This is a genomic window from Pyxidicoccus sp. M15, assembly GCF_056858435.1.
In genome coordinates this window covers 12435106-12461022 of the sequence record NZ_CM166495.1, presented here as the reverse complement: position 1 = coordinate 12461022, position 25917 = coordinate 12435106, and the positions used below count along the sequence as shown (strand labels likewise).

Below are 25917 nucleotides of genomic sequence, written 5' to 3'. Positions count from 1 at the left end.
AAGCTCGCGAAACAGACACTCCGGCCGGTGCGGTTCGCGGACGCCGCCGATATCAGCCAGGGGGACTCTCCTCAAGACCCCCCACCCGGCTGGCGCGGTCAGAGACTCCGCGATTTTTTCCACGGGGTGTCGTCCGCGGGCCCTGGCGGCGCCCTTCCCCGGCAGGCGCGGTCAGCGACACGTGCGACTTCTTCCTACGGCCCGTCGTCCGGAGCCACCGGCGTCTGCTCGTGCGCGGTGCGCGGAGGCAGCGGAGGTGGGGCGAGGTAGTTGGTGTTGCTCACGAAGAGTCCCCGCCGGGGAAGCTCGTGGGCGCGGGGGCCCTTGTAGCGCAGCACGTAGAGGCCGCTGTTCTCGTCGGTGATGTAGATGAGGCCGTTGTAGAGGATGGGGTGCGGCCACATCCACACGTCGGGGCTGTCGCGGAAGCGCTCCACCACGCGGGAGGCGGGCCTCGGCACGTAGACGCCCACCTCCATCGGCAGCACCGGGTTGGCGATGTCCCACACGCGCAGCCCCGCCGAGTACCAGGAGACGAAGAAGAGGTTGGGGAAGACGAGCTGCTGGTGCGGGGAGAACTCGCGCAGGAGCGACGGGTCTCCCGGTCCGCCGGGCACGCAGTTGGGCTCCAGGTTCTCCGGCAGCATGTAGCGCGCCACGACCTGCGGCCGCCGCTCGTTGGAGATGTCCAGGATGTGCCCCCAGCTCCACGGGCACGTCTCCGTGCCATTGCGCTCGCCGGAGATGACCAGGTACGGCCGGCCCGGCACCGGGTACACCGAGTGCTCCGTCCACGCGTACGGCGGCGTGAAGTCCACACGCGCGTCCGGGTCTGGGTTCAGCTTGCGCAGGCACAGGTTGGGGTCCGTGTTGCTCGTCTCGTCCACGGTGACGGTGTCGCGGGTGCACGGCTCCCGGTTCGCCAGCCGCGAGCTGTCCAGCACGTAGTAGCCACCGTGGATGTTGGCCACGTACACGCGCGTGCCGTCCGGCGAAACGGACATCGAGTGCACGTTGTTGCGCTGCACGGGAGGCTTCTCCGTGTCGAAGACGAAGTGGTCGTCGCGCCACTCGAAGGGTGGCACCGGCTGCACGCGGGGGACGGCGGGCGTGAGGGTGAAGGTGGCCACCGGCTCGGGGCTGATGGGGCCGTCCGGGGGCGCCATCAGCTCGAAGACGCGCAGCGAAGGCTCGCGCACGTCACCCAGGTGGATGGAGGAATAGAGGAGGAAGCGCGCCGGCTCGCGCGGGTCTCTCCACAGGAAGAACTCGTGTGGCCGGTCGACGCCGAGCGAAAGCGTCTGCCGCAGCACCGGACGGCGGCAGTCGGTGATGTCATAGATTTGGTAGTTGTTCACCGCGCCGCTGTCCTCGCCCGTCTCCCGGAAGTTCATGATGATGAGCGTGTGCGCGTCGGGGATGGTGCGCAGCTCGCGCGAGGTGGCGTTGAGAATCGTCGGGAGCGCGCCCACGGGCTTCGGCCGGCGCGGGTTGGAGATGTCGACGATGAGCACCTCGGGCGGCAGCGGCGGGGTGCCGAACAGCGGGCCGGTGCCAGGTCTCCGACCGATGCGGCTGCCCACGTAGAGACAGTCGCCGGAGATGCCGGTGGGCCCGTTGCGGCCCCGGGCGATGGTGTCTCCCGGGTTGGGCAGCGGGTGGTAGCCGACGAGCTCGAAGTTGTCGTTCTGCGGCAACTCGTGCAGCGGCTGGCGCAGGGCACCGATGATGGGGCGCGGCACCTTCTTGAAGGGCGTGTCCACCACGGGAGGAAAGCGCGGGTGCTTCCAGCTGGAGTCCTGCGCCCGGGCCACGCTCCCCCAGGCCCCGGCCAGCGCCAACAGCCCCGCGAGCATCCGCCACGTCCTCGTCGCTCCAGCCATGCGTCCTCCGTGCATCCGGTTCCTCGAAGGGGGCGCACGGTAGGGATGGCCTCCGAGCGCGACGATGGGCCGGGGGTGGGGCCTGGCGAGCGGCGGAGGACAACTTTCCTGACTCACGGGGTGGACGGAGTGAGCGGACCTTCAGCGCGCGTCCACGGTGGGACATGTGTGCGCCTTCCGAGGCATGGGACGTGGGGGCAGGCCATGGGTGGACGGCCGCACACGCTTCGGCCTCGCGGGGCATGAAGCATGTGGGCCAGCCCACGGAGGGAGGGGCAGGCGGCGCGCGCACCTGGAGGCACGTGCGCGTGCGTCATTACTCTTTTTCAAACTCAATGAACGCACGCGGTGTGGGAACGGAGGGCAGGCCCATGCGCACGCCGAAGGATGAGCTGCTGCTCCAGGGGTTGGAGCATGCGCTGGCGGGCCGGTCCACACAGGCGGCGGAGGCGCTCCTCGCCCTGTACGCGCTGCTGGACGTGCAGGGCGTCTCGGAGGATTTGCACTACCTCCTCTTCGCCACGGCGCTCTCACGGCGGCTGGAGGGCGCGAGCGCGGTACCGCGCAACCCGTACCTGCAACCGGAGCCGGAAGCCGAGCCGCGGCAGATTGATTTGTTCCGCCTGCTGATGGCGCACATGCCGCTGGCGTCGGCGGCGGACGCGGTGGCCAACGCGGTGCTGGTGGGCCTGCTGCGTGGGCACGGCGAGGCCACGCTGCTGGACGTGGGCATCGGCCAGGGGCGGCAGGAGCGGGGGCTGCTACGCGAGCTGGCGCGGGCGGGCGCGCTGCCGAAGCGGCTGACGCTGGTGGGCGTGGACCCGAGCGGCGCCAGCCTGCGCCAGGCGGAGGCCACGGTGGCGGAGGTGGCGCGTGAGGTGGGCGCGACCGTGCGCTTCGTGGGGCTGGAGGCGCCAGTGGAGGCGCTGGCGGACGCGACGTGGGCGGCGCTGCGCGGGGTGCCCCGGCCGCTGGTGGTGAACGCGGCCTTCGCGCTGCACCACGTGGCCGAGGCGCCCGACAGCGGGGGCACGGCGCGCGACGCGGTGCTGCGACGCCTGCGCGCGCTGGAGCCGACGGGGCTGGTGCTGTGCGAGCCCAACGTGGACCACCACCGCGCGCCGGTGCGTGAGCGCTTCCGCAACGCGTGGAACCACTTCACGCGGGTGTTCGAGTTGCTGGACACGCTGGACGTGCCGAGGGCGGAGCGCGCGGCGATAAAGCGGTTCTTCGGCCGCGAGGTGGATGACGTGGTGGGCACGGTGGACGAGTCCGCCCGCTGTGAGCGCCACGAGACGGCGCAGTCGTGGATGGACCGGCTGCGCCGCGCGGGCTTCGAGGCGCTGGAGGGACTGGAGCGGGTGAGGCCCGCGGACATCCACCCGGCGGTGACGCTGCGACGGGAGCGCGGCTTCGTGGGAATCTCCTACCGGGAAGACACGCTGGTGGCGGTGCTGGGCGCACGGCCGGCGGAGGGACGCGGATGACGAGCGAGACACCGGACGTGCTGGCGGCGAAGGTCTTGCGGCGCTGCCGTGAGACGGGCGTGCGGTTGGTGCTGGTGGAGGCGTGCACGGGCGGCCTCGTGTGCGCGCGGCTGACGGACGTGCCGGGCGCGTCGGCGGTGGTGGAGCGCGGCTTCATTCCGTACTCGAACGAGTCCAAGGTGGAGCAGCTCGGTGTGCCGCTGGAGTTGCTCCAGGCGCATGGCTCGGTGAGCGCGGAGGCGGTGGAGGCGCTGGCCCACGCGGCGCTGGAGCGCTCGCGCGCGGACTGGGCGGTGGCGGAGACGGGCATCGCCGGGCCGACGGGAGGCACGCCGCACAAGCCGGTGGGGCTGGCCTTCGTCGCGGTGCTGCGCCGGGGCGGGAAGGCCACGGTGGAGCGCCACGTCTTCACCGGAGACCGGAGCGCGGTGCGTCGTGCCATCGCGGAGCGCACGCTGGAGCTGCTGCTCGACAGGCTGGGGTCGCAATCATGAATTGAACGCTGCTCCCGCCCTGCTGGACGCCTATCGGCAGGTGTCTCGCTTCTCTACTCTCCTAATCACGCCAGAGCGGCTCACCCCGTAATTCCCTGCGCAAGAAGGAGAGCCCGGTGTTCCAGATAGAGGTCGACCGGCAGCACGGCATCGTGGACTTCATCCTCGACGGCTACATCCGCGTGGAGGAGATGCAGCGCTTCGTGGCGGAGCTGCGTGGCGCCACCGACTCGCTGTCGGGGAAGGACATCAAAATCAAGGCGGACGTGCGCACGTTCAAGCCCGCGTCACCGGAAGCCGCGGACATGATTCGCCGCGTGCAGGAGTACGGGCTGCGCTCGGGCGTGGTGCGGGTGGCGGAGCTGGTGGAGAGCCAGATTGTGGCGCTGCAGCTCAACCGGATTGCCCGCGAGAGCCACACGGACCGGATTCTGCGGCGCTTCTGGCAGGAGTCCTCCGCACGCCAGTGGCTCATCCACGGCGACGAGGACATGGGGATGCATCCGGGAGTGTGAGCGGCGCGGGGCCTACTCCAGCAGCTCCCCGAGCGCGATGCCGCGCAGGCCTTCCATGCCCGCGGCCTGGAGCTTCTCGAGCAGGTCCGTGCGGATGAGCGTGGTGTCGGTGTCTTCCGCGAGGCGGAAGAGCTTCGCGTCCCCGGGGACCTTCTCGGGATGGATGTGGAGCCGCCGGATTCCAGCAAGGCGCCCCGGTGTCTCGATGGAGTGCCGTCTATACACGGACTTCTCGGAGTCGAAACAGGGCACCTTCAGCAGCGGATTGACGAAGCCGTACTTCTCGGGCCGGGGCTTCCCCTTCCGGTCCTTGAGGATGAAGGGCAGGTACTCGGCCTGCTCCTCTTTGACGCCTTCGACTCGCATCAGGTCCCAGGCTCGCTCAGAAGCCAGGATGACGCGGGCAATCGTGTAGATGAAGTCCGTGAAGCGGCTGCCGGACTTGGTCGACAGGGTGATTTCCGTCGTGGGAGGGAAATGGGCCGCCAGCGGCACGCCCCGGAAGGACAGGGCGGGGGGAATGGAGTCGTCGACGGGCTCGGTCGCGGCAATCTCCGGCCCAGGGAAGAAGGGGACCACGACATAGGAAAAGCGTGTCTGGGGCATCTTGCTATTCCAGCAGCTCGCCGAGGGCGATGCCGCGCAGGCCTTCCATGCCCGCCGCCTGGAGCTTCTCCAGCAGGTCCGTGCGGATGAGCGTGGTGTTCGTGTTCTCCGCAAGGCGGAACAGCTTTACGTCCTCGGGGATCTTCTCAGGGAGGATGTGAAGCCGAGAGATTCCAGCTAGGCGTCCCGGTGTATTGGTGGGAAGTGGTGCGTAATCGGACTTCTCGAAGTCGAAGCAGGGCACCTTCAGCAGCGGATTGACGAAACCGTACTTCTCCGGCCGCACGCGCCCCTTCCGGTCTTTGAGGATGAAGGGCAGGTACTCGGCCTGCTCCTCCTTCACGCCTTCAGCTCGCATCAGGTCCCAGGCTCGCTCAGAAGCCAGGATGAGGCGTGCAATCGTATAGATGAAGTCCGTGAAGCGGCCGCCAGACTTCGTGGACAGGGTGACTTCCGTCGTCGGGGGGAACTTGGAGGCCAGCGGCACGCCCCGGCGGGCGAGGACTGGAAGAGGAAGGACGTCGTTGACGGGCTCGGTCGCGGCGATCTCTCTGGCCCAGGGAAGAAGGGCACCACGACATAGGAAAAGCGTGACTGGGTCATGTGGGGCTCGCCTGAAGGCCCTCACATGGTAGGCCAGTAGACGCTGGACCTGAAGGGTTGTCGTGCTCAGCGACCGGAGTTCGGATTCGCCTTCGCGCGGGTGATGAGCGCCGAGGCCACCTCGCCCGTGTCCGAGCTGGACCACACCAGGATTTCATCTCCCAACGCATAGCCGCGAACCAGCGAGCGCACGGCGGCGGCGATGGAGATGGCGCCGCTCGCGGCCCCCGTGTCACCCAGGGAAATGGCGGGACAGTGGATGCTCGTGGGGAGTTCGTGGGTCGAAGACAGGCGAACCAGCGCGGTTCCCCACTCGTAGGCCCGTGCCTCTTCGCCATTCAGGTCGGCATAGATGTCGGCAACCTGCTGGCGGCCTTTCAGCGTCCGGGCCACGACGCCGGCCACGCCGGCTCCGGAGCCCCGCTGCCGCTGGGCGCGGCTCTGCGCTTCCTTGTCGAGCTGAACGCCTTCAATGAGCGCCTCCACCCGGGCCTGGCGGCGTTTGGCCTCTGGCTCGTGCTCCACGAGCACCGCCGCGCTCGCCTGTCCCGGCATGAGCCCCACGACCTGTCCCCCCACCTTGAGCCGGCCTTGCTGGGAAAACCAAGCCAGGTCGTCGTCTCCCACGAGGCTGTCCACGCCGAGGATGATGGCTCGTGCGATGCGCCCCGCCTCGACTTCCGCGCCCACGGCGTGGATGGCCGTGAGGACCGAAGCATGCCCCAGCGTGACCAGGTGCGCGTTCGCCAGGGAGATGGGCAGCTCGACCTCATCCAGGATGGAGGGGATGAGGCGCTCGGAGAAGAGCTCCTCGATGATGGGAGCCAGTTCGTCATTACGCGGCGGAGAAAGGCAGACGTAGAGCGCGGTGGAGCGCCAGAAGGCGGAGTCGCCGGGCGTCAGGCCCGCGTACCGCACCAGATCCTGGAGCGCCTGCGCCGCCAGTCGCGTGTAGAGGCCCACTCCCTCGTACCCGTCCGCGACACCCTTCAGCGGATGTCCCATGACGGGGGCCGAGCCCTCCTCCTCGTCTTCGGAGAACACCTCGAAGGGAAGGGGCGCTGGACGCGAGAGCCCGGCTCGAAGGGAGGCACACGCCGTGACGACGTCTTCCCCGATGGTGCTGAGCATTCCCAGACCGGTGATGGCGAGTCTCACGTGGCGTGTCCGAACATGAATCGAGGAGGGAACGCGCCCCGGCTAGCGCGTGCTCCTCCGGGAAAAGACGCTCTTGGAGGGCCGGAGGAGCGTCGCGGGGATGAAGGGGTACTGCTGCGCGGTCTTGATTCCCCGCTGCCGGGCGACCCGCACGAGCGCGGTGCCCTCGATGAACACGTGCGCCTCCGTCCGGTCATGGAAGGGGTCCACCGGGCCTGAGTCGCGCGCGTTCTCGATGCCTTCTCGCCACTCCGCTGTCACCGCCGCCAGCGCATCCTCGAAGTCGCGCTCGTGGTTGCGCAGCAGTGCGTCCAGGGCCTTCAGGCGAGGGGTGTCGAGCTCCGCAAGCAGTCGCGCCAGCCGCTGGGTGTCTTCCGCCGGTGGCGACTCCGGGCCCGCGCCGGGCATGAGCGCGGGCAGGAGCTTGAGGTATAGGAAGTCCTCTTCGTTTTCCGAGTCGGGCATCCATGCCGCAGGCAGGGCTTCATTGAGTTCGCGGGTGAGCTCCACGTCACCGGCGCAGAGCGCATCCAGCAGGAACTCTCCCCGGCCACGGGCCAGGTAGTACCGGGTCTTGGTGTCCACCTCGGAAAGGGGCTGGTGGGCCTGCAGGAACATCAGGAACAGCCGAGCGGCTTCGGAGAGCCGCTCTCGGCAGGTGTCTGCGTCGTGGCTTGCCAGCAGGACACCCAGGCCACTGCGGCGATAGAGGCTGCAGGTCTCGAGCGTGAGCCCGGGCTCGGGCCCCTCCTCGGAGAGGCGCCCCAGGTTGTCCACGAGGCGCAACTCCATGCTGTGGATGAGGAGCTCTAGTTTCTTGAGGCCCATGCGCGTTACTCCAGCAATGCGCCGAGGGCGATGCCGCGGAGCCCTTCCATGCCCGCCGCCTGGAGCTTCTCCAACAGGTCCGTGCGGATGAGCGTGGTGCTGGTGTTCTCCGCGAGGCGGAACAGCTTCACATCCGCGGGGACCTTCTCAGGGTGGATGTGGAGTCGCCGGATTCCAGCAAGGCGCCCCGGTGTCTCTTCGTCGTGTCGTGCATACGCGGACTTCTCGAAGTCGAAGCAGGGCACCTTCAGCAGCGGATTGACGAAACCGTACTTCTCCGGGCGGACGCGCCCCTTCCGGTCCTTGAGGATGAAGGGCAGGTACTCGGCCTGCTCTTCCTTCACGCCTTCGGCTCGCATCAGGTCCCAGGCTCGCTCAGAAGCCAGAATGAGGCGGGCAATTGTGTAGATGAAGTCCGTAAATCGGCTACCGGACTTGGTCGACAGGGTGATTTCCGTCGTTGGAGGGAATTGGGCAGCCAACGGCACGCCCCGGCGGGCCATGGCTGCAAGGGGAAGGACGTCGTTGACGGGCTCGGTCGCGGCGATCTCCGGCCCCGGGAAGAAGGGCACCACGACATAGGAAAACCGCGTCTGGATCATCTGGGGTTCGTTCATGAAGCGGTAGGGCCTGAATCAGGAGAGGAAGACTTGATTCTCTTGGGTCTGCTCGAACAGAAGCAGCGACAGGTCGTCCAGGCTCTTATGGAGTTTTTTTCCAGCGCTCTTCTCCACCTCGTGGGGCTCTCCATCCTCGCTCAAGTTCGCTTCCATCTCTTCGGCGATTTCTCGAAGTTTGCCTTCGACCATGTCGGAGTAGAGCTTGTGCCCCTTCATTCCCCACGGGCAGTGAGGGGGCAGGTTGAGGATTCTCGCCACGACCGGGTTGTCGGGCAGCAGGATGATGTTGTCCGGGTTGTGCATGTTCCACTTCGACTCCCAGAGGGTCGAGACCCGGCGCTCGAAGGGAACGCTCTTCGCATTTCGCAGGAGCGCGGACTTGAGCGCATCGCGCGGGATGATGTGGTGGTGCTCGTGATCATACGGGTACCACGCGCCCACATTCTGACCATGCTTGTCCGGAACGAAGTTCATGGGCTGGCTGACGCCCTTCTTCTTCGTATGCACGTAGCCATGGCTACCGAGGTACTCCCTCGTGACCAGCGACTTATCGAGGGCGTGCCCCACGTTCCATGCTTTTTCGTTGAGGGAGAGCCGGTGTAGGGGCTCGCCATAGCCAGCGATGTGCTTCTTGAAGAAGTTACGCGCCGTGAGGACTTTCAATCGGTCTACGGCCCTGAAAATAGTCTGTGTGTCCAGCCAGCCGAGCTTCTCTCCGCTGGCCCGGCGCTCCTGCTGCCGAGTCGCCTCTTCGCGGGCCTTGTTGACCTCTTCCCGGTGCTGATTCGCAGCCTCCTCGCGAATCTTCTTCCTCTCGCGATTGACTTCGTCGACCTTGTCCTGAGGCGGGACGTACATGGCGGAGCGCGATCCCTCCGACACCTTGAAGCCGTTATTCGGGTAGTAGCAGGGGTGCGTTTCCCAGCTCCCTTTCTGCCTGCCGTATGCCGTGTGATTCCAGATACAGCCGGTTTCCTTGGGCTCCTTCTCGTGGTCCTTGAGCCGATCCTTCAGTGACTTGTAGTGCTTCTTCTTGGCCATGGAGCACCCCTTGCACTACCCGAGATTGTACCTCAGCCTCGAAGCCCCTCGGCGAAGGGCCGGCTGAACGAGGTGGCTGGCGCCCCGCGGGCGGCCCTCCACCCGGCAAGCTGCTGTTCCACGAACGCACGTGTCGGAACCTGGAGCGCCCCCCGGCTGCGCAGCGCCAGCTCCAGGGCCAGCGCATGGCGGCGCCGCATGGACGCGCTGACGAGCGCTTCAACCAGCACCTGCGGCGTGTAGGGCTGACCCGCGAGGTAGCGCTGCTTCCCGTCCAGCCGGGGCCGCGCCTCCTTCCACCACGACGCCACCTGCTCGGCTTGGGGCTTCGGCAGTGAGTGCTCCGGCCTGGGCGTGAGGTCCGCGTCGAGGTCGTCGTCCTTCGGCTCCTCTTTCACGGCGGCATGCGCGCCTTCGATGCGCAGCCCGGTGATGGCGCTGAAGGCCTCACCCGCGAGCGCCGCGACGGGCTCCTCCCGCATCATCGCCACGCAGGCGTCGGCCGCGGCCAGTCGCCCGGAGAAGCCCAGCGCCCACAGCGCATCCCCGCGCAGCTTCGTGTCCGGGAGCAGCTCCAGCAGCCGCTTCACGTCCTGCTCCTCACCGCCCAGCCCCAGCAGCAGCATGGGAAACCTTCCACCGGGCGCGCGGGCATCCACCAGCGCCCTGCAGGCCGCCCAGGCCCCGTGAGCGCCCCCCATCAGCCCCGCCTGGAGGGCGGCGTCACGCAGGTCAGGCACCTGCGAGTCCAGTGCACGCTGGAGCAGCGCCGTCTCCAGCGGCAACCGCGCCCGGCTGGCGGCGCGCAGCGCGGCGGCGGCCACCTCCGGCGCGGGGTGGGAGAGGAACGGCGCGCACAGCGCCGCCGTGAGCTTCCCGTGCGTGCCCAGGGTGTCGAGCACGAGGGCCCTCAGCCCGGGAGCCGCGTCCTCCTTCTCCAGGAGCGCCGGAAGCGCCGTGGGAATGACGGCGGAGGGGGCCAGCGCGAGCGCGCGACGGAGGCCGGCCAGCGCGGGGGGCTCGGCCACGGGCAGCGCGGCGAGCACGGCGGCGGGCCCGGGAGGCTCTTCTCCGCGCAGCAGGGCCAGCGCGGCGGCGACGAGGCGCTCGGGCTCCTCCGAGGCCAGCGCGGGCTCCAGCAGGCGATGGGCCACGGGAGTGCCTCCGAGCACCAGGCCGTCCAGGTGCGCGGAGAACCGCTCCTCGACTTCCGCGACCTCCCCCAGGGTGAAGTCGGGTGCGTCGAGCGCGCTCTCCCACTGACTCCAGCGGAAGGCCGCCTCGTCGAGGTACGTCTCGTAGATGTCCCACCGCAGTGGGCGCCCGGCGTGCTCGGCCATCGTGTCAGTTGATTTCCACCGAGCCACCCTTGATGCGGTGGATGCCGGTGGCCTTCGATTCGAGGTTCGTGCCCTTCACGATGACCTTGCCGTTGCGGCGCAGGGTGATGCTGGCCTCCCCGCACTTGAGGACGATTTCGTCCTGGCCCTCGATGAGCACGCGCTTGCCATCCACCTTGGCTTCCATGGACGGCCGGGACTCCACGGGAGGGCTCTCCAGCAGCGCGTCCAGGAGCGGCGTGGCGGTGGGCTCCTGGATGAGCCCCATGATGAACGGCAGCCGCGGGTCGCCGTTCTCGAAGAGGAGGACCACCTTCTGCCGCTGGGCCACGGCGGACTGGAGCGTCTTCGCATCCACCGCCACCGCGAGCCGGGCGGGCAGCGGGCCCGCGGTGTTGCCCGGGTAGTCCACCAGCAGCGTCTGGGAGGCGTCGAGCCCCACGAGCTGGCCGGCGCGGCTGCCCAGGATGGGCTCCTGCGCGGGAGGGAGGGCGGAGAAGGGAAGCCTGTCGGAAGAGGAGCTCATGTGTGGGGACCCGGGAGCGGCGTCACTCCTCGAAGTGCTCCTTGCAGGTGGTGCACTTGGGCTTCTCGGGAGGGCCGCCCATGGCCACGATGGGCCCCTGCATGACGGGGAAGGGGGGCGTGTTCTTGTCGTTGTGGAGCATCAGGTCGAAGGCGCGCGCCACGTTCTTCCCCTCGAACTTCACGTCGAAGGAGAAGTTGACGAACTCCGCCTTGCCCTTCGTCTTGCTGGAGGCCACGCCGCCGCCCGCGGTGCCCGCCTCGTCGCCGGTGCTCGTCTTGAAGTTGGAGTCCTTCACGCACACCGGGTTGCCGGCCACGGACACCTTCTTGGTGCCTTTGTCGGTGTCCGAGGACTGGGCGATGTTGGGGTACGGAATGGGCACCGGGCCGGCGGGGCTCGGCGTCTTGCACACGTCCGGGAAGGCCGAGGTGACACCGCCGCTGTCCTTGGTCACCACGGACATCTTGTTCACACCGGTATTGACGGGCATCGCGTCCACCTCCAGGAAGGGACACGTTACCCCCTCGGGGCGACGCGGCGCGAGCACCCGCCTGAACATCCTCAGGCCTTGCGACGCCGGGACACACCCTCGGCGGTCACCCGCAGCTCCTCCACGTCATGGATGCCCTCACCGAGGACTACATGCCCCCGCCACAGCAGCAGGACCTGCTCCGCGTCCGTGTCGAGGATGACGGTGTCCAGGCGCATCTCCGGCTTCGAGTCCCCGCCGCCGGTCAGCGCCGCGGTGACGACCGGAGCCACCTGCCCTGGCAGCGAGAAGGCGAGCCGGCCCTTCGGTGACGCCCCCGCGATGACGACGGGCTCATCCCCCTTCAGGTAGCCGGGAGCGACGAGCCCCGGCGCGGCGGCGTTGAAGAAGCGCCGGTCGAAGTCCTTGGGCAGCAGCGGCTTGCGCGCCTTGTTCCAGGCTTCGTCATATGTGCCCGCGAGCTTCGCGCGCGGCTGCCAGTGCGGCGAGGTGAAGCCGAAGCCCACGGGGGTGACCCTCTGTCCGAATTCGCGCAGCGGCTCCGCCGGGTCCTCCAGGTTGGGCAGCTTCAGCCCCTCCTCGAAGTGACGCGGGCTGGCGCGAAAGCCGGTGCCCACGGGGTTGCGCGGTTCGAAGGCGGGCTTCCCCGCGTCCGTCTTGTCCCACCCTCCGAAGGCGCGCTCCCAGGTCAGGGGCAGCTTGTCGAGGGGCAGCGGCTTCGTCGCGGCGACGTGGCCCATGCTCCGGAACCACGTCCGCTCACCCAGCACGCGCACGGCCTTCTTCAGCGGGCCCACCTGCAGGGCCACCAGTGTCTCGGTGGCGCCCTTCTGCGGCGGGTAGGCGTGGCCGATGAGCGCCACGTCCGTGGCGCTCTTGAAGAAGGCCCCTTCCGGCTCGTATTTGTCGCTGGACTCGCCGGGCGAGCCCCAGGCCTCGCCGCGCCACTTCACCGGCACCTGGGTGTCCGCGAGCTTCAGCCCGGCGTCGCCGAGGGCGTAGGTGGCCTTCACCACGAGCAGCAGCAATGGCCGCCCCTCCTCGTCGGCGAGGCCCATCATGTCGAAGGCGAAGGGGGTCTCGTTCTCGAGGGTCGGATGTCCCATGGCGCTCACGGCCGCCGTGCCGGAGGTGCGGGCTGCTCGGGCGGAGGCGCCAGTGTAACAGCCCTCCCCGAAGTCAGTGCGCCATCACCAGCAGCACCGCCAGCCCCGCGTACAGCGGCACGTTGAGCGCCAGCGTCAGCCGGTTGATGCGGCGAAAGCGCGCCTGCTCCTCGTCCGCGAACCAGATGCCCTCATCGCCCGTGGTGCGCCCCTCCACCGCGTGGAAGAAGAGCGCCGCGTACGCCACCTCGACGAACAGGCTCACCAGCACCAGTCCCACGAAGGCCAGCGCCCACACGTCCGGTGCCCCCAGCGTCCCCAGCCACCGGGCGCGGCCCCAGAACAGCCCGCCGAGCACCAGCGCGATGCACGCCACGTCGTGCGCCACGCCGTACGGGGGCCGCCAGCTCTTCGTCACGTAGAGCAGGTACAACTCCGCCGCGCCGCGCAGCCACATGAAGCCGGCGAACGCGCCGAGCACCGCACGTGCCTCCACGGGGACGTTTACGTCCAGCGCCACCAGCGGGCAGACGAGGAACCAGAGGAACACCGCGTAGAAGAGCCACGCCACCTTGGGCCCGGAGATGCGGCCGCCTCGCGCGCCCTTCGCGTTCTGCGCGCGGCGGAAGAACAGCGCGACGCCGGCGCAGAGGAGCGCGAGCACGACGAGCAGGGCGCGGGTGTGCGGGGAGAGCATCAGAAGCGCCGGGGCGGAGGGTAGTGCGTGGGAAAGCGCGCCACGTACCACGCGCGCAGCCGGGGCAGGTGCTCCAGTGAGACTTGCGGGTGCAGGTGGTGCACCACGTGGCAGCCCACGTTGCGCGGCGCCAGCCACAGCCGGCCCGGCCACCCGAGCCCGTGGTCCATCGTCACCGCGAGCACGTCCCGCAGCGTGCGCCCGCGCGCCTGCGCCGGCGTGTGCTCGGCCAGCAGCCGGTGCGCGTTGAAGCCCGAGGCCACCAGCAGCGGCAGCCCGTAGCCCCAGGCCACCGCCTGGGGCCAGCGCCACGCCAGCGCCAGCACGCCGAGGTGGAAGAGTACCTGTCCCGCCTCCGAGCGCGCGCAGGCCCGCACCTCGTCCGAGTCCCCGAGCCCCGGGGACGGTGGGGCCTGGAGGAACAGCCGCGCATAGGGGCCGCGCAGCGCGGGTACCGCCCACGCGAGCAGCCCCACCGGCCCGCGCAGCACCCAGAAGGGCACCACGCCCACCAGGAGCAGCCACGCGCGCGCCAGGCGCCAGCCGTGCAGCGGCCTGCGGCGGTAAGGGTCCGACGGCAGGCCCGCGTCGTGGTGGTGGCGCAGGTGGTGGTAGCGCGTGGACTCCCAGGTGCTGGCGACAGGGTAGCCCGCGAGCGCCTCCACGAGTCGCAGCCCCATGCCCTTGCGCCGCACGCCCAGGTGGACCGCGTCGTGGAAGATGACCCCCAGTGCGTGCAGCCGCCCGGCGAGGACGACCACCGCGAGCGGCGCCGCCCACGGCCACCGCGCCAGCGCGAGCCAGCACGCGCCCATCCAGGCCCACTCGACGGCGGCCAGGCGCAGCAGGCCCGGCACGGTGGCACGCACCAGCAGCGCGGATGGCACCGCGGCGCGTCGGGGAAGGGGCTCGGGCGCCGTGCTCGCGGCTTGCATGGAGGCACTCATGACATGGACCGGATGCACGAAGTGAGCACAGGCGGGGAGGGCGGATGCAAGCCCCGATGCTGATTGGACAGCCCGCGAGCGGCGGGGCACGCTCGGCGGACCTGCCCGGTCTGGTGCCGAGGCGTGAGTCGCACAGGGCCGGAGGCGGTGAATCATGAGCGCTGGACCCGGGGCGAACCTGGCTGCACAGGTGTACGCCCCGCTGCACACGACACCACGCGTCGAGCGCTGGGGCTGGACGTGGCCCCGGTGGAACGACCCGCGCCTGCCCTTCGCGGCGCTCCTCACGCTCTACGGCGTGCTGGGCTTCACCTTCTTCGGCTTCAACCGCAGCCCGTGGCAGATGGCCACGATTGTCATCACCGGCAGCGCGCTGGACGTGGCGCTCGGGTGGCTGCTGGCGCGGCGGAAGGTGGTGCCGCTGAGCGCGTACATCTCCTGCTGCTCGCTGGCGCTGCTGCTCAACTACTCGCACTCGAGCTGGCTGCTCTTCCTCCCGGTGTGGCTGGCCATCGGCTCCAAGTACGTGCTCACGGTGGAGGGGCGGCACGTCTTCAACCCATCCATGTTCGGCGTGGCGCTGTCGCTGCTCCTGACGCGCGAGCTCATCACCGCGGCGCCCGCGTACCAGTGGGCCAACGGCAACGTGGCGCTGTCCGCCTTCATCCTCATGGCGGCGCTGGTGCTCTTCTTCTTCCGCGTGGGCCGGGGCTGGCTGGTGGTCAGCTTCCTCGGCTTCTACGCGCTGCAGACGGCGCTGCGCGCGTACATCATGCGGCACCACCTGCCGCCGGAGGTCCTCTTCCTCGGCACGCTGGGCGCGCCGTCCTTCTTCATCTTCGTCTTCTACATGCTCACCGACCCGGCCACCTCGCCCGGCACGCGGCGGGGGCAGATTCTATTGGCCCTGGCGGTGACGCTGGTGGACCTGGTGCTGCACCTGAAGGAGAGCGTCTACACCTTCTTCTACGCGGCCCTCACCTGCGCGGCGGCGCGCTTCCTCTTCCTCCACGCGCGCGCGGCGTGGAGGCGCGGGGCGGGTGCGTCGCTCAGGGCCCTGCTGTCCCCCGCGTACCTGAAGCGCGCGGGCCTGGTGGGCGGGCTCGGCGCCGTCATGGCCGTGGGCTTCACCGTGGCCGCCGCGCCCGGTGTCCGCGCGAAGCCGCTGTCCTTCCACATGGACCGCGTGGACGTGGCGGCGGCGGGGCTGGGCTCCACGATGGGTCACACGCTGGAGGAACTGGACCCGCGACTGGCGCACGTGGCGAAGTGGCTGGTGGCGGTGGGCGACGCGGTGGCCACGGGGGACTACGACGGGGACGGGAAGCTGGACCTGTTCCTCTCGCACCCGCTGGCCACGCCCGAGCACCACGCCGGCCTCTACCGCAACCTCGGCGACTTCCGCTTCGAGCGCGTGCCGGTGCCCGCGCTGGAGCGCTTCGCCACCCGCTACAAGGAAGAGGGACTGGCGGGCGGCGGCACCTTCGTGGACTGGGATGGGGATGGGGACGCGGACCTCGCGGTGGCGGTGGCCTTCGGGCCGGTGCGGCTGTTGCGCAACACGCTGCGCGAGACGAGCTTCGCCGGCTTCGAGGACGTGACGGAGGCCGCGGGCGTGGCGGACCACGCGGTGAGCCTGGGGCTCACCTTCCTCGACTATGACCGTGACGGGCACCTGGACCTCTTCGTCCTCAACGCACTGACGACCCACCTGCCGGACTACGCGCCGCCGGTGCCGCTCAACCTCTTCCGACTGCCCCAGCCGGAGACTCCGGACGACCGACGCATGTTCCGCTTCATGCACGACGGCTGGCACGACGCCACCAACGGCGGCCTCAACGCGCTGTACCGGGGCAGAGGCGACGGCACCTTCGCGAAGGTGGACGTGAAGGCGCTGGGGCTGACGGACACGCACTGGTCGCTCGCGGTGAGCACGGTGGACCTCGACCACGACGGCTGGACGGACCTGTACGTGGCCAACGACTTCGGCCCGGATGACGTCTACCTCAACGAGCAGGGACGCCACTTCCGCCGCGTCGCCGGCCGGCTCTTCGGTGAGATTGGGAAGGACACGTACAAGGGCATGAACGCGTCCGTGGCGGACTTCGACCGCAACGGATGGCTGGACGTGTACGTCTCCAACGTGCACCACTCACTGCAGGCGGAGGGCAGCCTGCTGTGGATGGTGGGGCCGGGCGAGGACGCCCGCACTCCGACGTTCCGCGACGAGGCCACCTTCCGTGGCGCGCTCAACGAGCGGCGCTTTGGCTGGGGCGCGGCGGCCGGTGATTTGGACAACGACGGCTGGCCGGACCTGGTGCAGACCAATGGGATGGTGGACGACCGGCTGGACGGGCCGCGGTGGCGCATCCCCGACGGCCAGCGCAAGGACTACTGGTACGTCAACCACAAGCTGATGCAGTCCGGGCCGGAGATGCACACGTACGCGGACAAGTGGGGCGACATCCGCGGGCGCACCATCTACCCGAACGAGGCGCGGCGTGTGTACCTCAACCTGGGCGACGAGAAGCCCGGGCACTTCGTGGACCTGGCGCGTGAGCTGGGCATGGAGGACCCGGACAACTCGCGCGGCGTGCTGCTGGCGGACCTGGATGATGACGGGGACCTGGATGCGCTCGTCACCAACCAGCACGCGCCCCTGTCGCTGTACCGCAACACGCTGCGCGGGGCGGCGGCTCCGGAGGCGCACTTCGTGGGGCTGACGCTGGTGGGCAACGGCACGGGCACGCACCGGAGCGCGGTGGGCACGCGCGTCGTCGTCTCCTATGTGGAGGACGGGCGGCGCGTGGAGCAGGTGCGTGAGATGGGGTTGATGGGCGGCTTCTCCGCTTCGTCGGACCCCCGGCTGCACTTCGGCCTGGGGCGTCACTCCGGGCCGGTGAAGGCGGAGGTGCACTGGTACGGCGGCGCGGTGCAGGAGGTGACGCTGGAGCCGGACCGCTACCACGAGCTGCGGCAGCCGACGAAGGCCGCCGCGCTGCGCGGGAGCGTCACGCCATGATGTCTCCGCTCAAGGGCTCCACGGTGCGGCGCGAGTCGCTCACGGAGGCACAGCGCGCGCAGATGCTGGCGCTGATGCAGCTCTGCTACGCGGGCGTGTCGCCGGAGCGGTTCGCCCAGGACCTGGAGGAAAAGCAGTACGTCATCCTGCTGCACGCGCGGCGCGGCGCGGAGTTGGTGGGCTTCAGCACCCTGCGTGTCTCGGAGGAGTACGCGGCGGGACGCGTGGTGGAGGTGGTGTACTCGGGTGACACCGTCATCCATCCGGACTGGTGGGGACACAAGGTGTTGCAGGTGTGCTTCGGGCGCTTCCTGCTGTCGCGCAAGCTGCGCAAGCCGCTGCGCCCGCTGCACTGGCTGCTGCTGAGCGCCGGGTTCAAGACGTACCTGCTCGCGGTGAACTACTTCGGCAGGACGGTGCCCCGGCGCGACTGGACACCGCCGCCCGGACGGGAGGACTTCCTCCGCGAGCTGGCCACGCGCTGGTTCGGCGCGCAGTACGACGCGGGGCGGGGCACGCTGCGCTTCCACGGCGCGCACTACCGCGTGCGGGATGGCATTGCCCCCATCGACCGTGCCGCGGCGGCGCACCCGCACATCGCCTTCTTCGCCGAGCGCAACCCCGGCCACGCGGACGGCGAGGAGCTGGTGTGCCTGGTGGAGATTCGCTGGTGGGACCTCGCGCGGGCACTGGGGCGCAGCGTGTGGGGGCAGCTCCGGGGCTGGGCGCGGCGCGGGCTGCGGCAGGTGGGCGTCCGCGTGGGGACGTGAGGAGGCGCGTCGTGGCTGCATGCATGCGGGCATCCTCCCACCGGACCGTGACTGCTTCGTCCGCACTTCCAGTCGGGCCCGGACGCAGGGCGCACCGGCTCGCGGGAGGCGCGCGGTGAAGGCCTCTTCCGTGCTGCTGGGCGGGCTGCGGGCCGCGCTCGCGCCTTCCGCGCTGCGCTTCCACCGTGCCCTGCGAGCGCCCGAGGCGGCGCAGGCGGAGTGTCTGGCCCGGGTGCTGAGAGCCGCCTCGGGAAGCCAGCAGGCCGCGCGCATCCCGGGCTTCGCGCGGGTGCGCAGCGCACGGGACTTCCAGGATGCGGTGCCGATGGTGACGCCGGATGGCCTCGCTCCGGACGTGGCGCGCATCGCCGCCGGGGAGGCCCGCGTGCTCACTCGCGAGCCGGTGCCGCGCTTCGAGCCGTCGGGCGGCTCCTCCGGTGCCAGCAAGCTGGTGCCGGTGACGGCGGGGCTGCTGGACGAGTTCCAGCGTGCCCTGTCCCCCATGCTGTTCGAGTTGCTCCACCACCGGCCCGTGCTCCGCACCGGACCGAGCTACTGGTCCATCTCCCCCATGGGTCGCAAGCAGGATAGGACGTCCGGAGGACTCGCGGTGGGAAGCGTGGAGGACAGCGCCTACTTCTCCCGCGCGCTGCGGCCATTGCTCTCGCGGGTGTTCGCGGTGCCGGGAGCCGTGGGCGCGCTGCCGGATGTGGAGTGCTGCCGCTATGTGACGCTGTGGCACCTCGTCGCCCGTGAGGACCTGGCCCTCATCAGCGTGTGGAACCCGAGCTTCCTTACGCTGCTCATGGACGCGCTGGAGCGGCACGGGGAGCGGCTCGCGGAGGACCTGGAGCGGGGCACCTGCCGCCCGCCGGAGCCCGGGGCCGGTGCGGGGGGCCCGCCTCACTCCCCCTCGCTGGAGTCGACGGATGCGGTCCGCTCGGTCCTCTCCCGCATGCACTTCCCCCCGCGTCCGGAGCGTGCCGCCGCGCTTCGCTCCGCCCTGCGCCACGGCCTCCAGGCGCGCGCGCTGTGGCCGCGCCTCTCCCTGCTCAGCATGTGGACGGACGCGCAGGCCGCGCACGCGGTGCCCGCCGCGTGCCGCCGCTTCGAGGGCGTGGAGGTGCAGGGCAAGGGCCTGCTGGCCACGGAGGGAGTCGTCACCGTGCCCCTCTTCGACGCGCCCGCGCCCGTGCTCGCCGTCCGCAGCCACTTCTTCGAGTTCCTCGACGCCGAGCGTCCCGAGGCGCGCCCGCGCCTCGCGCACGAGCTGGAGCGGGGCCGCACGTACACGGTGCTCCTCTCCACCTCCGGCGGACTGCTGCGCTACCGGCTGGGAGACCTCGTGCGCGTGGAGGGCTTCCGGTACGCCACGCCCTGCCTGCGCTTCCTCGGCCGCGCGGACTCCGTCTGCGACCTCGTGGGGGAGAAGCTCGCCGCCACGCGCGTCGCCGCCGTGCTGGACGCCGAGCTCCCGGCCCTCTTCGGCGGCGCACGTCCCGCCTTCGCCATGCTCGCCCCCGAGTGGCACGCGGCGCCGGAGCCTCCCGCCTACCGGCTCTTCCTGGACACGGCCGCGCCCGACGCGCGCCTCGCCGAGGCGGCCGCCGCCGTGGAACGCGCGCTCCACGAGGGCCACCACTACCGCTACGCGCGCGAGCTGGGACAGCTCGGCCCGGTGCGCGCCGTGCGCGTCTCGGAAGGGGCCCGCCGCTACGAGGCCCGCTGTATCGCGCTCGGCCAGCGCGCCGGCGACATCAAGCCCATGGACCTGCACCGCCAGCCTGGCTGGTCCGCCCACTTCTCCGAGGCCCGCGCATGAGACAGCTCCCGTCCATGGACCTGCACCGCCAGCCCGGCGGGTCCGACCACCTCTCCGAGGTCCGCGTATGAGACAGCCCCTGCACCTGCAACCCGTCGAGGCGCTCCGCGCGCCCAACGTGGACCTCGAGGCGGAGGCCGACCTGGCCCGCTGTGGCGCGCTGAAGGACTACTGGTACGTGGCCTGTCTCTCCACGGAGCTGAAGGCGGGCACGCCGCTCGCGCGCACCCTCTTCGGCACGGGCGTGGTCCTCTTCCGCGACGCGCACGGCCGGCCCGCCGCCCTGCGCGACAGGTGCCTGCATCGCAACGCGCGGCTGTCACGCGGGGCCGTGTTCGACGGGCGCCTCGGCTGCCCGTACCACGGCTGGGTCTACGACGCGTCCGGCGCGGTGGTGGAGGTGCCCTCGCTCGGCCCCTCGCAGCGGAGTGAGCTGCTGGACGCGGACGCCTGCGCGCGCGAGGGACTCCAGTCCGAGCCCTGCAAGCTGGGCCAACTCCAGCGCTTCCCGACGGTGGAGCAGGATGGGCTCGTCTTCGTCTTCATGGGGGGCCCCGACGCCTCGCGCGCCCGGGCCGGGCCGTTCCGCGTCCCGTACTGGGGACAGCCCGGATGGACCGTCTACTTCATGGTGACGCGCTTCCCGAACGGGGTGACCAACCTCGTCGAGAACTTCATGGACGTGCCGCATACGCTCTTCGTCCACCCGGGCTGGTTCCGGAAGCCGGCGAGCAGGCGCGTCCCCGCCACGGTGCGGCGCACCGCGGGCAGCGTGCTGGTGACGTACAAGCAGGAGCAGGACACCGTCACCGGGCTCGGCCGCCTCTTCAACCCGAGCGGCCTGCCGCTGCTCCACACGGACAAGTACTACGTCCCCAACGTCACCCGCGTGGACTACCTCTGGGGAGACCACGGCTTCGTCATCAACTCGCAGTGCACCCCCGTCGGCGCCACGGACAGCCTCGTCTACACGGCCATCAGCTACCGGCTGCCAGTGGACGTGCCGGGGGCGCTGGTGGGACGGGCGCTGAAGCCGCTGGTGCGCTGGTACACGCGGCAGGTCATCCAGCAGGACGTGGTCATCATGGGCATCCAGCGTGAGGCGCTGCTCGACGGGCCCGGTGGTGGCGTCTACTCCGGCACCGAGGCGGACCTGCACCACGCCGACATCGAGGCGTATCGCCGCTGGCTGCGCGAGGGCGGCCATGGCGCCGGCCCCGAGGAGGCCGAGCGCGACATGGCCTTCTGGATTTGAGCCACGGGCCGCGCTCGGCGGCCCGCGGTCCTCCTACCGCCGCTCATCCGCGCCGCGAGCCGTAGGCCGTGCCCCCACGCGTCGAGTGGCCGTGCTCCCGCTCCCAGCGCTCCCGCTCGATGCGGGCCAGCCGCTCACGCTCCAGGCGCTCCTTGCGCTCCCACTCGATGCGGGCGAGCCGCTCGCGCTCCACCCGCTCCCGCTCGAGGCGGGCGAGCCGTTCGCGCTCCACCCGCTCCCGCTCGATACGGGCCAGCCGCTCCCGCTCGCGTTCTGCCCGCTCCCGCTCGATGCGGGCCAGTCGCTCGCGCTCGCGTTCCGCCCGTTCGCGCTCGATGCGGGCCATCCGCTCCCGCTCCAGGCGCTCCTTGCGCTCGCGCTCGATGCGAGCCACCCGCTCCCGCTCCAGCCGCTCGCGCTCGAGGCGGGCGAGCCGCTCGCGCTCGGCGCGGTTGTTCTCCACCCGCCCGTACGGCTCTCCGACGCGGATGCTGGAAGCGCCGTGCACGTCGGCGAGAACCGGACTCCCGACGGACATCGCGAGGACCACGAGCACTCGAATCATCTTCCCGTTCATGACGGCCTCCAGTCGCGGCGGGTTGCGCCGCGTTCTGTCCCTTCTGACGGGGGCCCCCGGGGACGATTCTTCCGCCGTCCATTTCGGTTCATTACGCGACGCTGCCCCTGCCACACCCAATCCCTTTCACGGGAAGTATTGTGGTCTTCAGGCCACACATCGACTGGAGCATTCTTGTTCCACAGGGAAAATAGCGTAAATAAAATTTACGAAATGGGGTCCCCACCCCTCGGAAAACAAGCCTCCGCAAGTAACGAAACACTTTGAAACAGAAATCACGCACTGGGGGTTTGAAATTCATATTCCAGGTGTGTCAGGAATAGCGGGCCTTTCTCCCTGGAGGTATTTCGTTGGCTATTCGAGTCTTGAAGAAGTTTGGAGCGGCATGGCTGGGCCTGGCTCTCACTGCGTGCGGCGCGGCGGTCGACCCCGCGGCGGGTGACGAGTCCGGGCAGGGGAAGGGAGGGGAGGACATCCAGGCTTCGCTGGGTGCCCTCGACAACGCCGGTGTCATCGGCGTTCACGAGGACGGCATCCCGTCCACCATCCGCGGTGAGCTCGGCAAGGTGGAGCGCTCGCTGACGGCGATGGGTGTCGGTCAGGCCGCCATCGCGGCGGCTCCGACGCTGGCGGCCGTGGCGCCGGTGTTCCGCCTGAGCCCGGAGGACATGTACCTGCGCAGCGCGCGCACGGACGAGCTGGGCAACCAGCACCTGCGCTACTCGCAGACCAAGAACGGCCTGCCCGTGGTGAACGGCGAGCTCCTCGTCCACGTTCGCCCCAACGGCACCGTGTACCTGGCCAACGGCTCCGCCCGTGACGGCGTGGCGCTGCCCGCGAAGGCCACCGTGGCCGCCGCCGCCGCCGCGCAGGCCGCCGTGAAGGCGACCGCCGGCACCGGCATCGGCGCCACCGGCACCCCCCGCCTGGTGTACGTGCGCGACGAGGCCGAGAAGCTGCACCTGGCCTGGGAAGTCCGCGTGTCCGGCGCGCAGCTGGACGGCATGCCGCTTGTCGACCTGGTCTATGTGGATGCCCGCGACGGCCAGATTGCCGCGCGCTTCCCGCAGATCCACTCGGCGCTCAACCGTCGGGTGCACTCGGCCAACAACGGCACGAGCACCCCGGGCACCCTGCGCCGCAGCGAGGGCCAGGCCGCCACGGGCGACTCGCACATCGACATGAATTACGACATGCTCGGTTACACGTACAACTGCTACAAGTCGTTGTTCAACCGCGACTCCTTCAACAACGCGGGCGCGGCGCTCACCAGCACCGTGCACTACAGCACCAACTACGTGAACGCCTACTGGGACGGCACGCAGATGGTGTACGGCGACGGCGATGGCGTGAACTCCATCGAGCTGGGCAAGGACGCGGACGTCACCGTCCACGAGCTGACCCACGCCGTGACGGAGTACGAGTCCAACCTCACCTACTCCGGTCAGTCCGGTGGCCTGAACGAGGCCATGTCCGACACCTTCGCCGCCGTCTGCGAGAGCCAGGCCTCGGGCACCTGGAGCACCGCCGCCGCCATCTGGATGGTTGGCGAGGACGTGTGGACCCCGGGCACCGCGAACGACGCGCTCCGCTACATGGATGACCCGGCCAAGGACGGCGTGTCCAAGGACTGGGCGGCCAACGTGACGTCGTCCACCGACGTGCACTACAGCTCCGGCGTGCCCAACCTGGCCTTCGCGCTGCTGTCCAAGGGGGGTCTGCACCCGCGCGGCCGCTCCACCATCAACGTGCCGGCCATCGGCGTCGAGAAGGCCGCCCGCATCTGGTACAAGGCCAACAGCGACATCTACACGGCCTCCACCAACTTCGCGAACGCGAAGACCTGGACCATCCAGGCCGCCGCGGACCTGGGCTATGACCAGGCCACGCAGGATGCCGTGAAGGCCGCCTGGGAAGCGGTGGGCGTGGGCGTCACCACCCCGCCCCCGACCAGCACCCCGCTGACCAACAACGTCGCGGTGACGGGCATCGGCGACAGCGCGGGCAACAACAAGTACTACACCCTGGTCGTCCCCACGGGCGCCACCAGCCTGAAGTTCACCATCTCCGGTGGCACGGGTGACGCGGACCTGTACGTGCGCTTCGGCGCCGCGCCGGACTCCGCCACGTACGACTGCCGCCCGTACCAGGGTGGCAACGCGGAGACGTGCACCATCACCAACATCCAGGCGGGCACCTACCACGTCATGCTCAACGCGTACTCGACCTACTCGGGCGTGACGCTGCTGGGCGCGTACACCACGGGCACGCCTCCGACGGGCAACGTGCTGACGCGCGGCGTTCCGAAGACGGGCCTGTCCGGCGCCTCCGGCTCCGTGTCGGCCAACTACACCCTGGCCGTGCCGGCCAACACCGCCGCCACCATCTCCATCTCCGGTGGCACGGGTGACGCGGACCTGTACGTGCGCTTCAACTCCGCCCCGACGTCCACCGTGTACGACTGCCGTCCGTACAAGTCTGGCAACGCCGAGTCGTGCAGCCTGGCGGCGAAGACCACGTCGGGCACGTACTACGTGAACATCCGCGGCTACACGGCCTACTCGGGCGTGTCGCTGCTGGGCAACTACTAGTCCCAAGCGCTGAATGAAGCACCGGCACCCGGGCGGCCTCTCAGGCCTCCCGGGTGCTGTCGTTTCAGGGGACGGGCGTGGCGGCCGCCGGAGCCTCGGGGAGCGTCCGGCGGCCCTGCAGCGCCACGCCCACCGCGGCGATGATGAGCCCGAAGAGGAAGTACCAGGGGCCGCCGCCCTCGCTCACGTGGCCGCTGCTGCCCTCGAAGCCCTTCATGATGCGGTGGTTCTCGAGGATGTGGGAGAGGGCCCAGAGCCCCAGGGGCGCGAGGACGGCGAGCGGCGCGGCGCGCGCCAGCAGCGGATGTCCCGGCCCCTTCCACGCGAGCAGGGCCAGCACGGCCAGCAGCCCGAGCGCGGGCAGCCCGTTGGCGTAGTCCCACGCGGTGGTGTCACCGCCGAAGTTGCTGCCCGGCACCCACTCGCGCGTGGTGACGGTGCGCTCCATCAGGTCACCCTGGGAGTTGTAGTACGTGCTGGAAGACGAGCTGCTGTGGGAGTAGCCGGGCGTGGAGTAGCTGTTGTCCCAGTCCTCGGCCATGCACATGGCGGCGAAGCACACGCCCACCACCGCCACGCGCCGGCCCCAGCCGCGCCACAGCAGCCGCGGCTCGAAGGGGCCCAGCTCTCTTCGCAGCGCCGCGTCGCGCAGGAAGACGGCGGTGGCCGCCACCCACAGCAGGAACCCCGGCGTGAAGCTGCCGATGGACACCGCCACGAGCAGGAACACGACGCACGCGGCCGCGCCCAGCGTGGGGCGGCGCAGCCACGCGGGCAGGCGCGCGGCCAGGTCCGGACGGAAGGTCTGCGCCACCAGCAGCGCGATGACGGCCAGCCACACCAGCCCCAGCCGCGGCGCGCCGGGCATGTTGCCGTACCCCGACAGGAGGAAGGCCCCGGCGAACAGCCCCAACGTGAGGAGGACGCGCTTGCTGGAGCCCGCGGCCTCGCTTCCCGCCGGGAGCACCTCGGAGGGCCCGGACGCCTCGGCCGCGCGCTTCAGGGCTGCGCCCAGGTGCCGCGGCTCGCCGCGCTTCCACGCGTCGTGCAGGAAGACGCCCGCGCCCGCCAGCCACAGCACCTGGCCAAAGGTCCACGCGCCGAAGCCCAGCGCGGCGAGGCCGAGCACCGCGCCGCCGATGATGCCGAGCCACGGCCGCGCCAGCCACCGAGGCGCCCGCGCGACATAGGCGGAGGGCTTCAGCTCATCGAGCGCGAGCACCGCCAGCGTGAGGGCCAGCAGCCACGAGGGCCACAGCCCTCCCCGGAACGGTGCGCCGAGGACGAAGAGGGCCAGCGAGAGGAGGACGGGGCGGCGGAGGACGAGCATGGCGTGGGCGTGCCACCACGCGCCGCGAAGGCTCCCTGTCGCGGGGCCGGCGCGCGCGGTGCCTGGGCGGCGCATTGGAACAGTCCCCACCGGCGAGCGTCGAGGCCCCGGGTCCGCGCCGCACTCCCGGGGGCCCGGGCGACCCGGTGGCGGAGCGTGTCCCGCGAGGACGCCCGCCTGCCTGGCGGGCGGACCCGGGGCGGGGG

23 protein-coding genes are annotated in these 25917 nt (G+C 70.2%); 8 read left to right on the top strand and 15 right to left on the bottom strand.

Going from position 1 to position 25917, the window contains the following annotated elements:
* Nucleotides 1-194 precede the first annotated feature (194 nt).
* Nucleotides 195-1883: an LVIVD repeat-containing protein gene (locus tag ACX9TP_RS46490; RefSeq protein ID WP_482977165.1), complete on the bottom strand. Its 1689-nt coding sequence runs from the start codon at nucleotides 1881-1883 to the stop codon at nucleotides 195-197.
* A gap of 371 nt (nucleotides 1884-2254) precedes the next feature.
* Between ACX9TP_RS46490 and ACX9TP_RS46485 the strand changes: the two genes are divergently transcribed.
* The 3 genes from ACX9TP_RS46485 to ACX9TP_RS46475 all read left to right on the top strand — a co-directional run bounded on the left by ACX9TP_RS46485 (nucleotide 2255) and on the right by ACX9TP_RS46475 (nucleotide 4379).
* Nucleotides 2255-3370 (top strand): GRAS family protein, encoded by a 1116-nt coding sequence (locus ACX9TP_RS46485; RefSeq protein ID WP_482977164.1) that lies wholly within the window; start codon nucleotides 2255-2257, stop codon nucleotides 3368-3370.
* Nucleotides 3367-3864 (top strand): CinA family protein, encoded by a 498-nt coding sequence (locus ACX9TP_RS46480; RefSeq protein ID WP_482977163.1) that lies wholly within the window; start codon nucleotides 3367-3369, stop codon nucleotides 3862-3864. Before ACX9TP_RS46485 ends, ACX9TP_RS46480 begins: the two co-directional genes overlap by 4 nt.
* A 116-nt stretch (nucleotides 3865-3980) precedes the next feature.
* Nucleotides 3981-4379 (top strand): STAS/SEC14 domain-containing protein, encoded by a 399-nt coding sequence (locus ACX9TP_RS46475; RefSeq protein WP_163991464.1) that lies wholly within the window; start codon nucleotides 3981-3983, stop codon nucleotides 4377-4379.
* A gap of 12 nt (nucleotides 4380-4391) precedes the next feature.
* On the opposite strand, the gene ACX9TP_RS46470 is transcribed toward ACX9TP_RS46475, so the two are convergent.
* From ACX9TP_RS46470 to ACX9TP_RS46415, 12 genes are all read right to left on the bottom strand, one after another.
* On the bottom strand, nucleotides 4392-4985 hold the full coding sequence (locus ACX9TP_RS46470) for an imm11 family protein (protein WP_482977162.1): 594 nt from the start codon (nucleotides 4983-4985) through the stop codon (nucleotides 4392-4394).
* 4 nt (nucleotides 4986-4989) lie between these two features.
* On the bottom strand, nucleotides 4990-5472 hold the full coding sequence (locus ACX9TP_RS46465) for an imm11 family protein (RefSeq protein WP_482977161.1): 483 nt from the start codon (nucleotides 5470-5472) through the stop codon (nucleotides 4990-4992).
* A gap of 182 nt (nucleotides 5473-5654) precedes the next feature.
* Nucleotides 5655-6746: a hypothetical protein gene (locus ACX9TP_RS46460; RefSeq protein ID WP_482977160.1), complete on the bottom strand. Its 1092-nt coding sequence runs from the start codon at nucleotides 6744-6746 to the stop codon at nucleotides 5655-5657.
* Between the two features lie 42 nt (nucleotides 6747-6788).
* Nucleotides 6789-7574 carry an Imm49 family immunity protein gene (locus ACX9TP_RS46455; RefSeq protein WP_482977159.1) on the bottom strand — a complete coding sequence of 262 codons (786 nt, stop codon included), beginning with the start codon at nucleotides 7572-7574 and terminating at the stop codon, nucleotides 6789-6791.
* A 5-nt stretch (nucleotides 7575-7579) separates the two neighbouring features.
* Nucleotides 7580-8191, bottom strand: coding sequence for an imm11 family protein (locus tag ACX9TP_RS46450; protein WP_482977158.1), 612 nt, complete (start codon nucleotides 8189-8191; stop codon nucleotides 7580-7582).
* Nucleotides 8192-8209: 18 nt separating this feature from the next.
* Nucleotides 8210-9235, bottom strand: a complete 1026-nt coding sequence (locus ACX9TP_RS46445) for an AHH domain-containing protein (RefSeq protein ID WP_482977157.1) — start codon at nucleotides 9233-9235, stop codon at nucleotides 8210-8212.
* Between the two features lie 32 nt (nucleotides 9236-9267).
* A complete protein-coding gene (locus ACX9TP_RS46440; RefSeq protein ID WP_482977156.1) occupies nucleotides 9268-10575 on the bottom strand; it encodes a TIGR02270 family protein in 1308 nt (435 codons plus the stop codon).
* Nucleotides 10576-10579: 4 nt separating this feature from the next.
* Nucleotides 10580-11101 carry a DUF6484 domain-containing protein gene (locus tag ACX9TP_RS46435; protein WP_482977155.1) on the bottom strand — a complete coding sequence of 174 codons (522 nt, stop codon included), beginning with the start codon at nucleotides 11099-11101 and terminating at the stop codon, nucleotides 10580-10582.
* 22 nt (nucleotides 11102-11123) lie between these two features.
* Complete coding sequence (locus ACX9TP_RS46430) at nucleotides 11124-11594, bottom strand: DUF4150 domain-containing protein (protein WP_482977154.1); 471 nt, start codon at nucleotides 11592-11594, stop codon at nucleotides 11124-11126.
* A 71-nt stretch (nucleotides 11595-11665) separates the two neighbouring features.
* Complete coding sequence (locus ACX9TP_RS46425; protein ID WP_482977153.1) at nucleotides 11666-12700, bottom strand: DUF2169 family type VI secretion system accessory protein; 1035 nt, start codon at nucleotides 12698-12700, stop codon at nucleotides 11666-11668.
* Nucleotides 12701-12773: 73 nt separating this feature from the next.
* Entirely contained in the window at nucleotides 12774-13397 is a 624-nt protein-coding gene (locus tag ACX9TP_RS46420; protein ID WP_482977152.1) for a hypothetical protein, read from the bottom strand.
* Entirely contained in the window at nucleotides 13397-14332 is a 936-nt protein-coding gene (locus ACX9TP_RS46415; RefSeq protein WP_482977151.1) for a fatty acid desaturase family protein, read from the bottom strand. Before ACX9TP_RS46415 ends, ACX9TP_RS46420 begins: the two co-directional genes overlap by 1 nt.
* 166 nt (nucleotides 14333-14498) lie before the next feature.
* Between ACX9TP_RS46415 and ACX9TP_RS46410 the strand changes: the two genes are divergently transcribed.
* The 4 genes from ACX9TP_RS46410 (at nucleotide 14499) to ACX9TP_RS46395 (ending at nucleotide 21213) form a co-directional block, all read left to right on the top strand.
* Entirely contained in the window at nucleotides 14499-17366 is a 2868-nt protein-coding gene (locus ACX9TP_RS46410; protein WP_482977150.1) for an FG-GAP-like repeat-containing protein, read from the top strand.
* A complete protein-coding gene (locus ACX9TP_RS46405; protein WP_482977149.1) occupies nucleotides 17363-18136 on the top strand; it encodes a hypothetical protein in 774 nt (257 codons plus the stop codon). Before ACX9TP_RS46410 ends, ACX9TP_RS46405 begins: the two co-directional genes overlap by 4 nt.
* Before the next feature lie 115 nt (nucleotides 18137-18251).
* Complete coding sequence (locus tag ACX9TP_RS46400; protein ID WP_482977148.1) at nucleotides 18252-19958, top strand: GH3 family acyl-acid amido synthetase; 1707 nt, start codon at nucleotides 18252-18254, stop codon at nucleotides 19956-19958.
* A 67-nt stretch (nucleotides 19959-20025) separates the two neighbouring features.
* A complete protein-coding gene (locus ACX9TP_RS46395) occupies nucleotides 20026-21213 on the top strand; it encodes a Rieske 2Fe-2S domain-containing protein (protein WP_482977147.1) in 1188 nt (395 codons plus the stop codon).
* Nucleotides 21214-21256: 43 nt separating this feature from the next.
* Here ACX9TP_RS46395 and ACX9TP_RS46390 read toward each other — a convergent pair whose 3' ends face one another.
* A complete protein-coding gene (locus ACX9TP_RS46390; protein ID WP_482977146.1) occupies nucleotides 21257-21790 on the bottom strand; it encodes a hypothetical protein in 534 nt (177 codons plus the stop codon).
* A gap of 356 nt (nucleotides 21791-22146) precedes the next feature.
* Between ACX9TP_RS46390 and ACX9TP_RS46385 the strand changes: the two genes are divergently transcribed.
* Nucleotides 22147-24381 carry a M4 family metallopeptidase gene (locus tag ACX9TP_RS46385; protein WP_482982332.1) on the top strand — a complete coding sequence of 745 codons (2235 nt, stop codon included), beginning with the start codon at nucleotides 22147-22149 and terminating at the stop codon, nucleotides 24379-24381.
* Between the two features lie 64 nt (nucleotides 24382-24445).
* Here ACX9TP_RS46385 and ACX9TP_RS46380 read toward each other — a convergent pair whose 3' ends face one another.
* Entirely contained in the window at nucleotides 24446-25711 is a 1266-nt protein-coding gene (locus tag ACX9TP_RS46380; RefSeq protein ID WP_482977145.1) for a hypothetical protein, read from the bottom strand.
* Nucleotides 25712-25917: the final 206 nt, after the last annotated feature.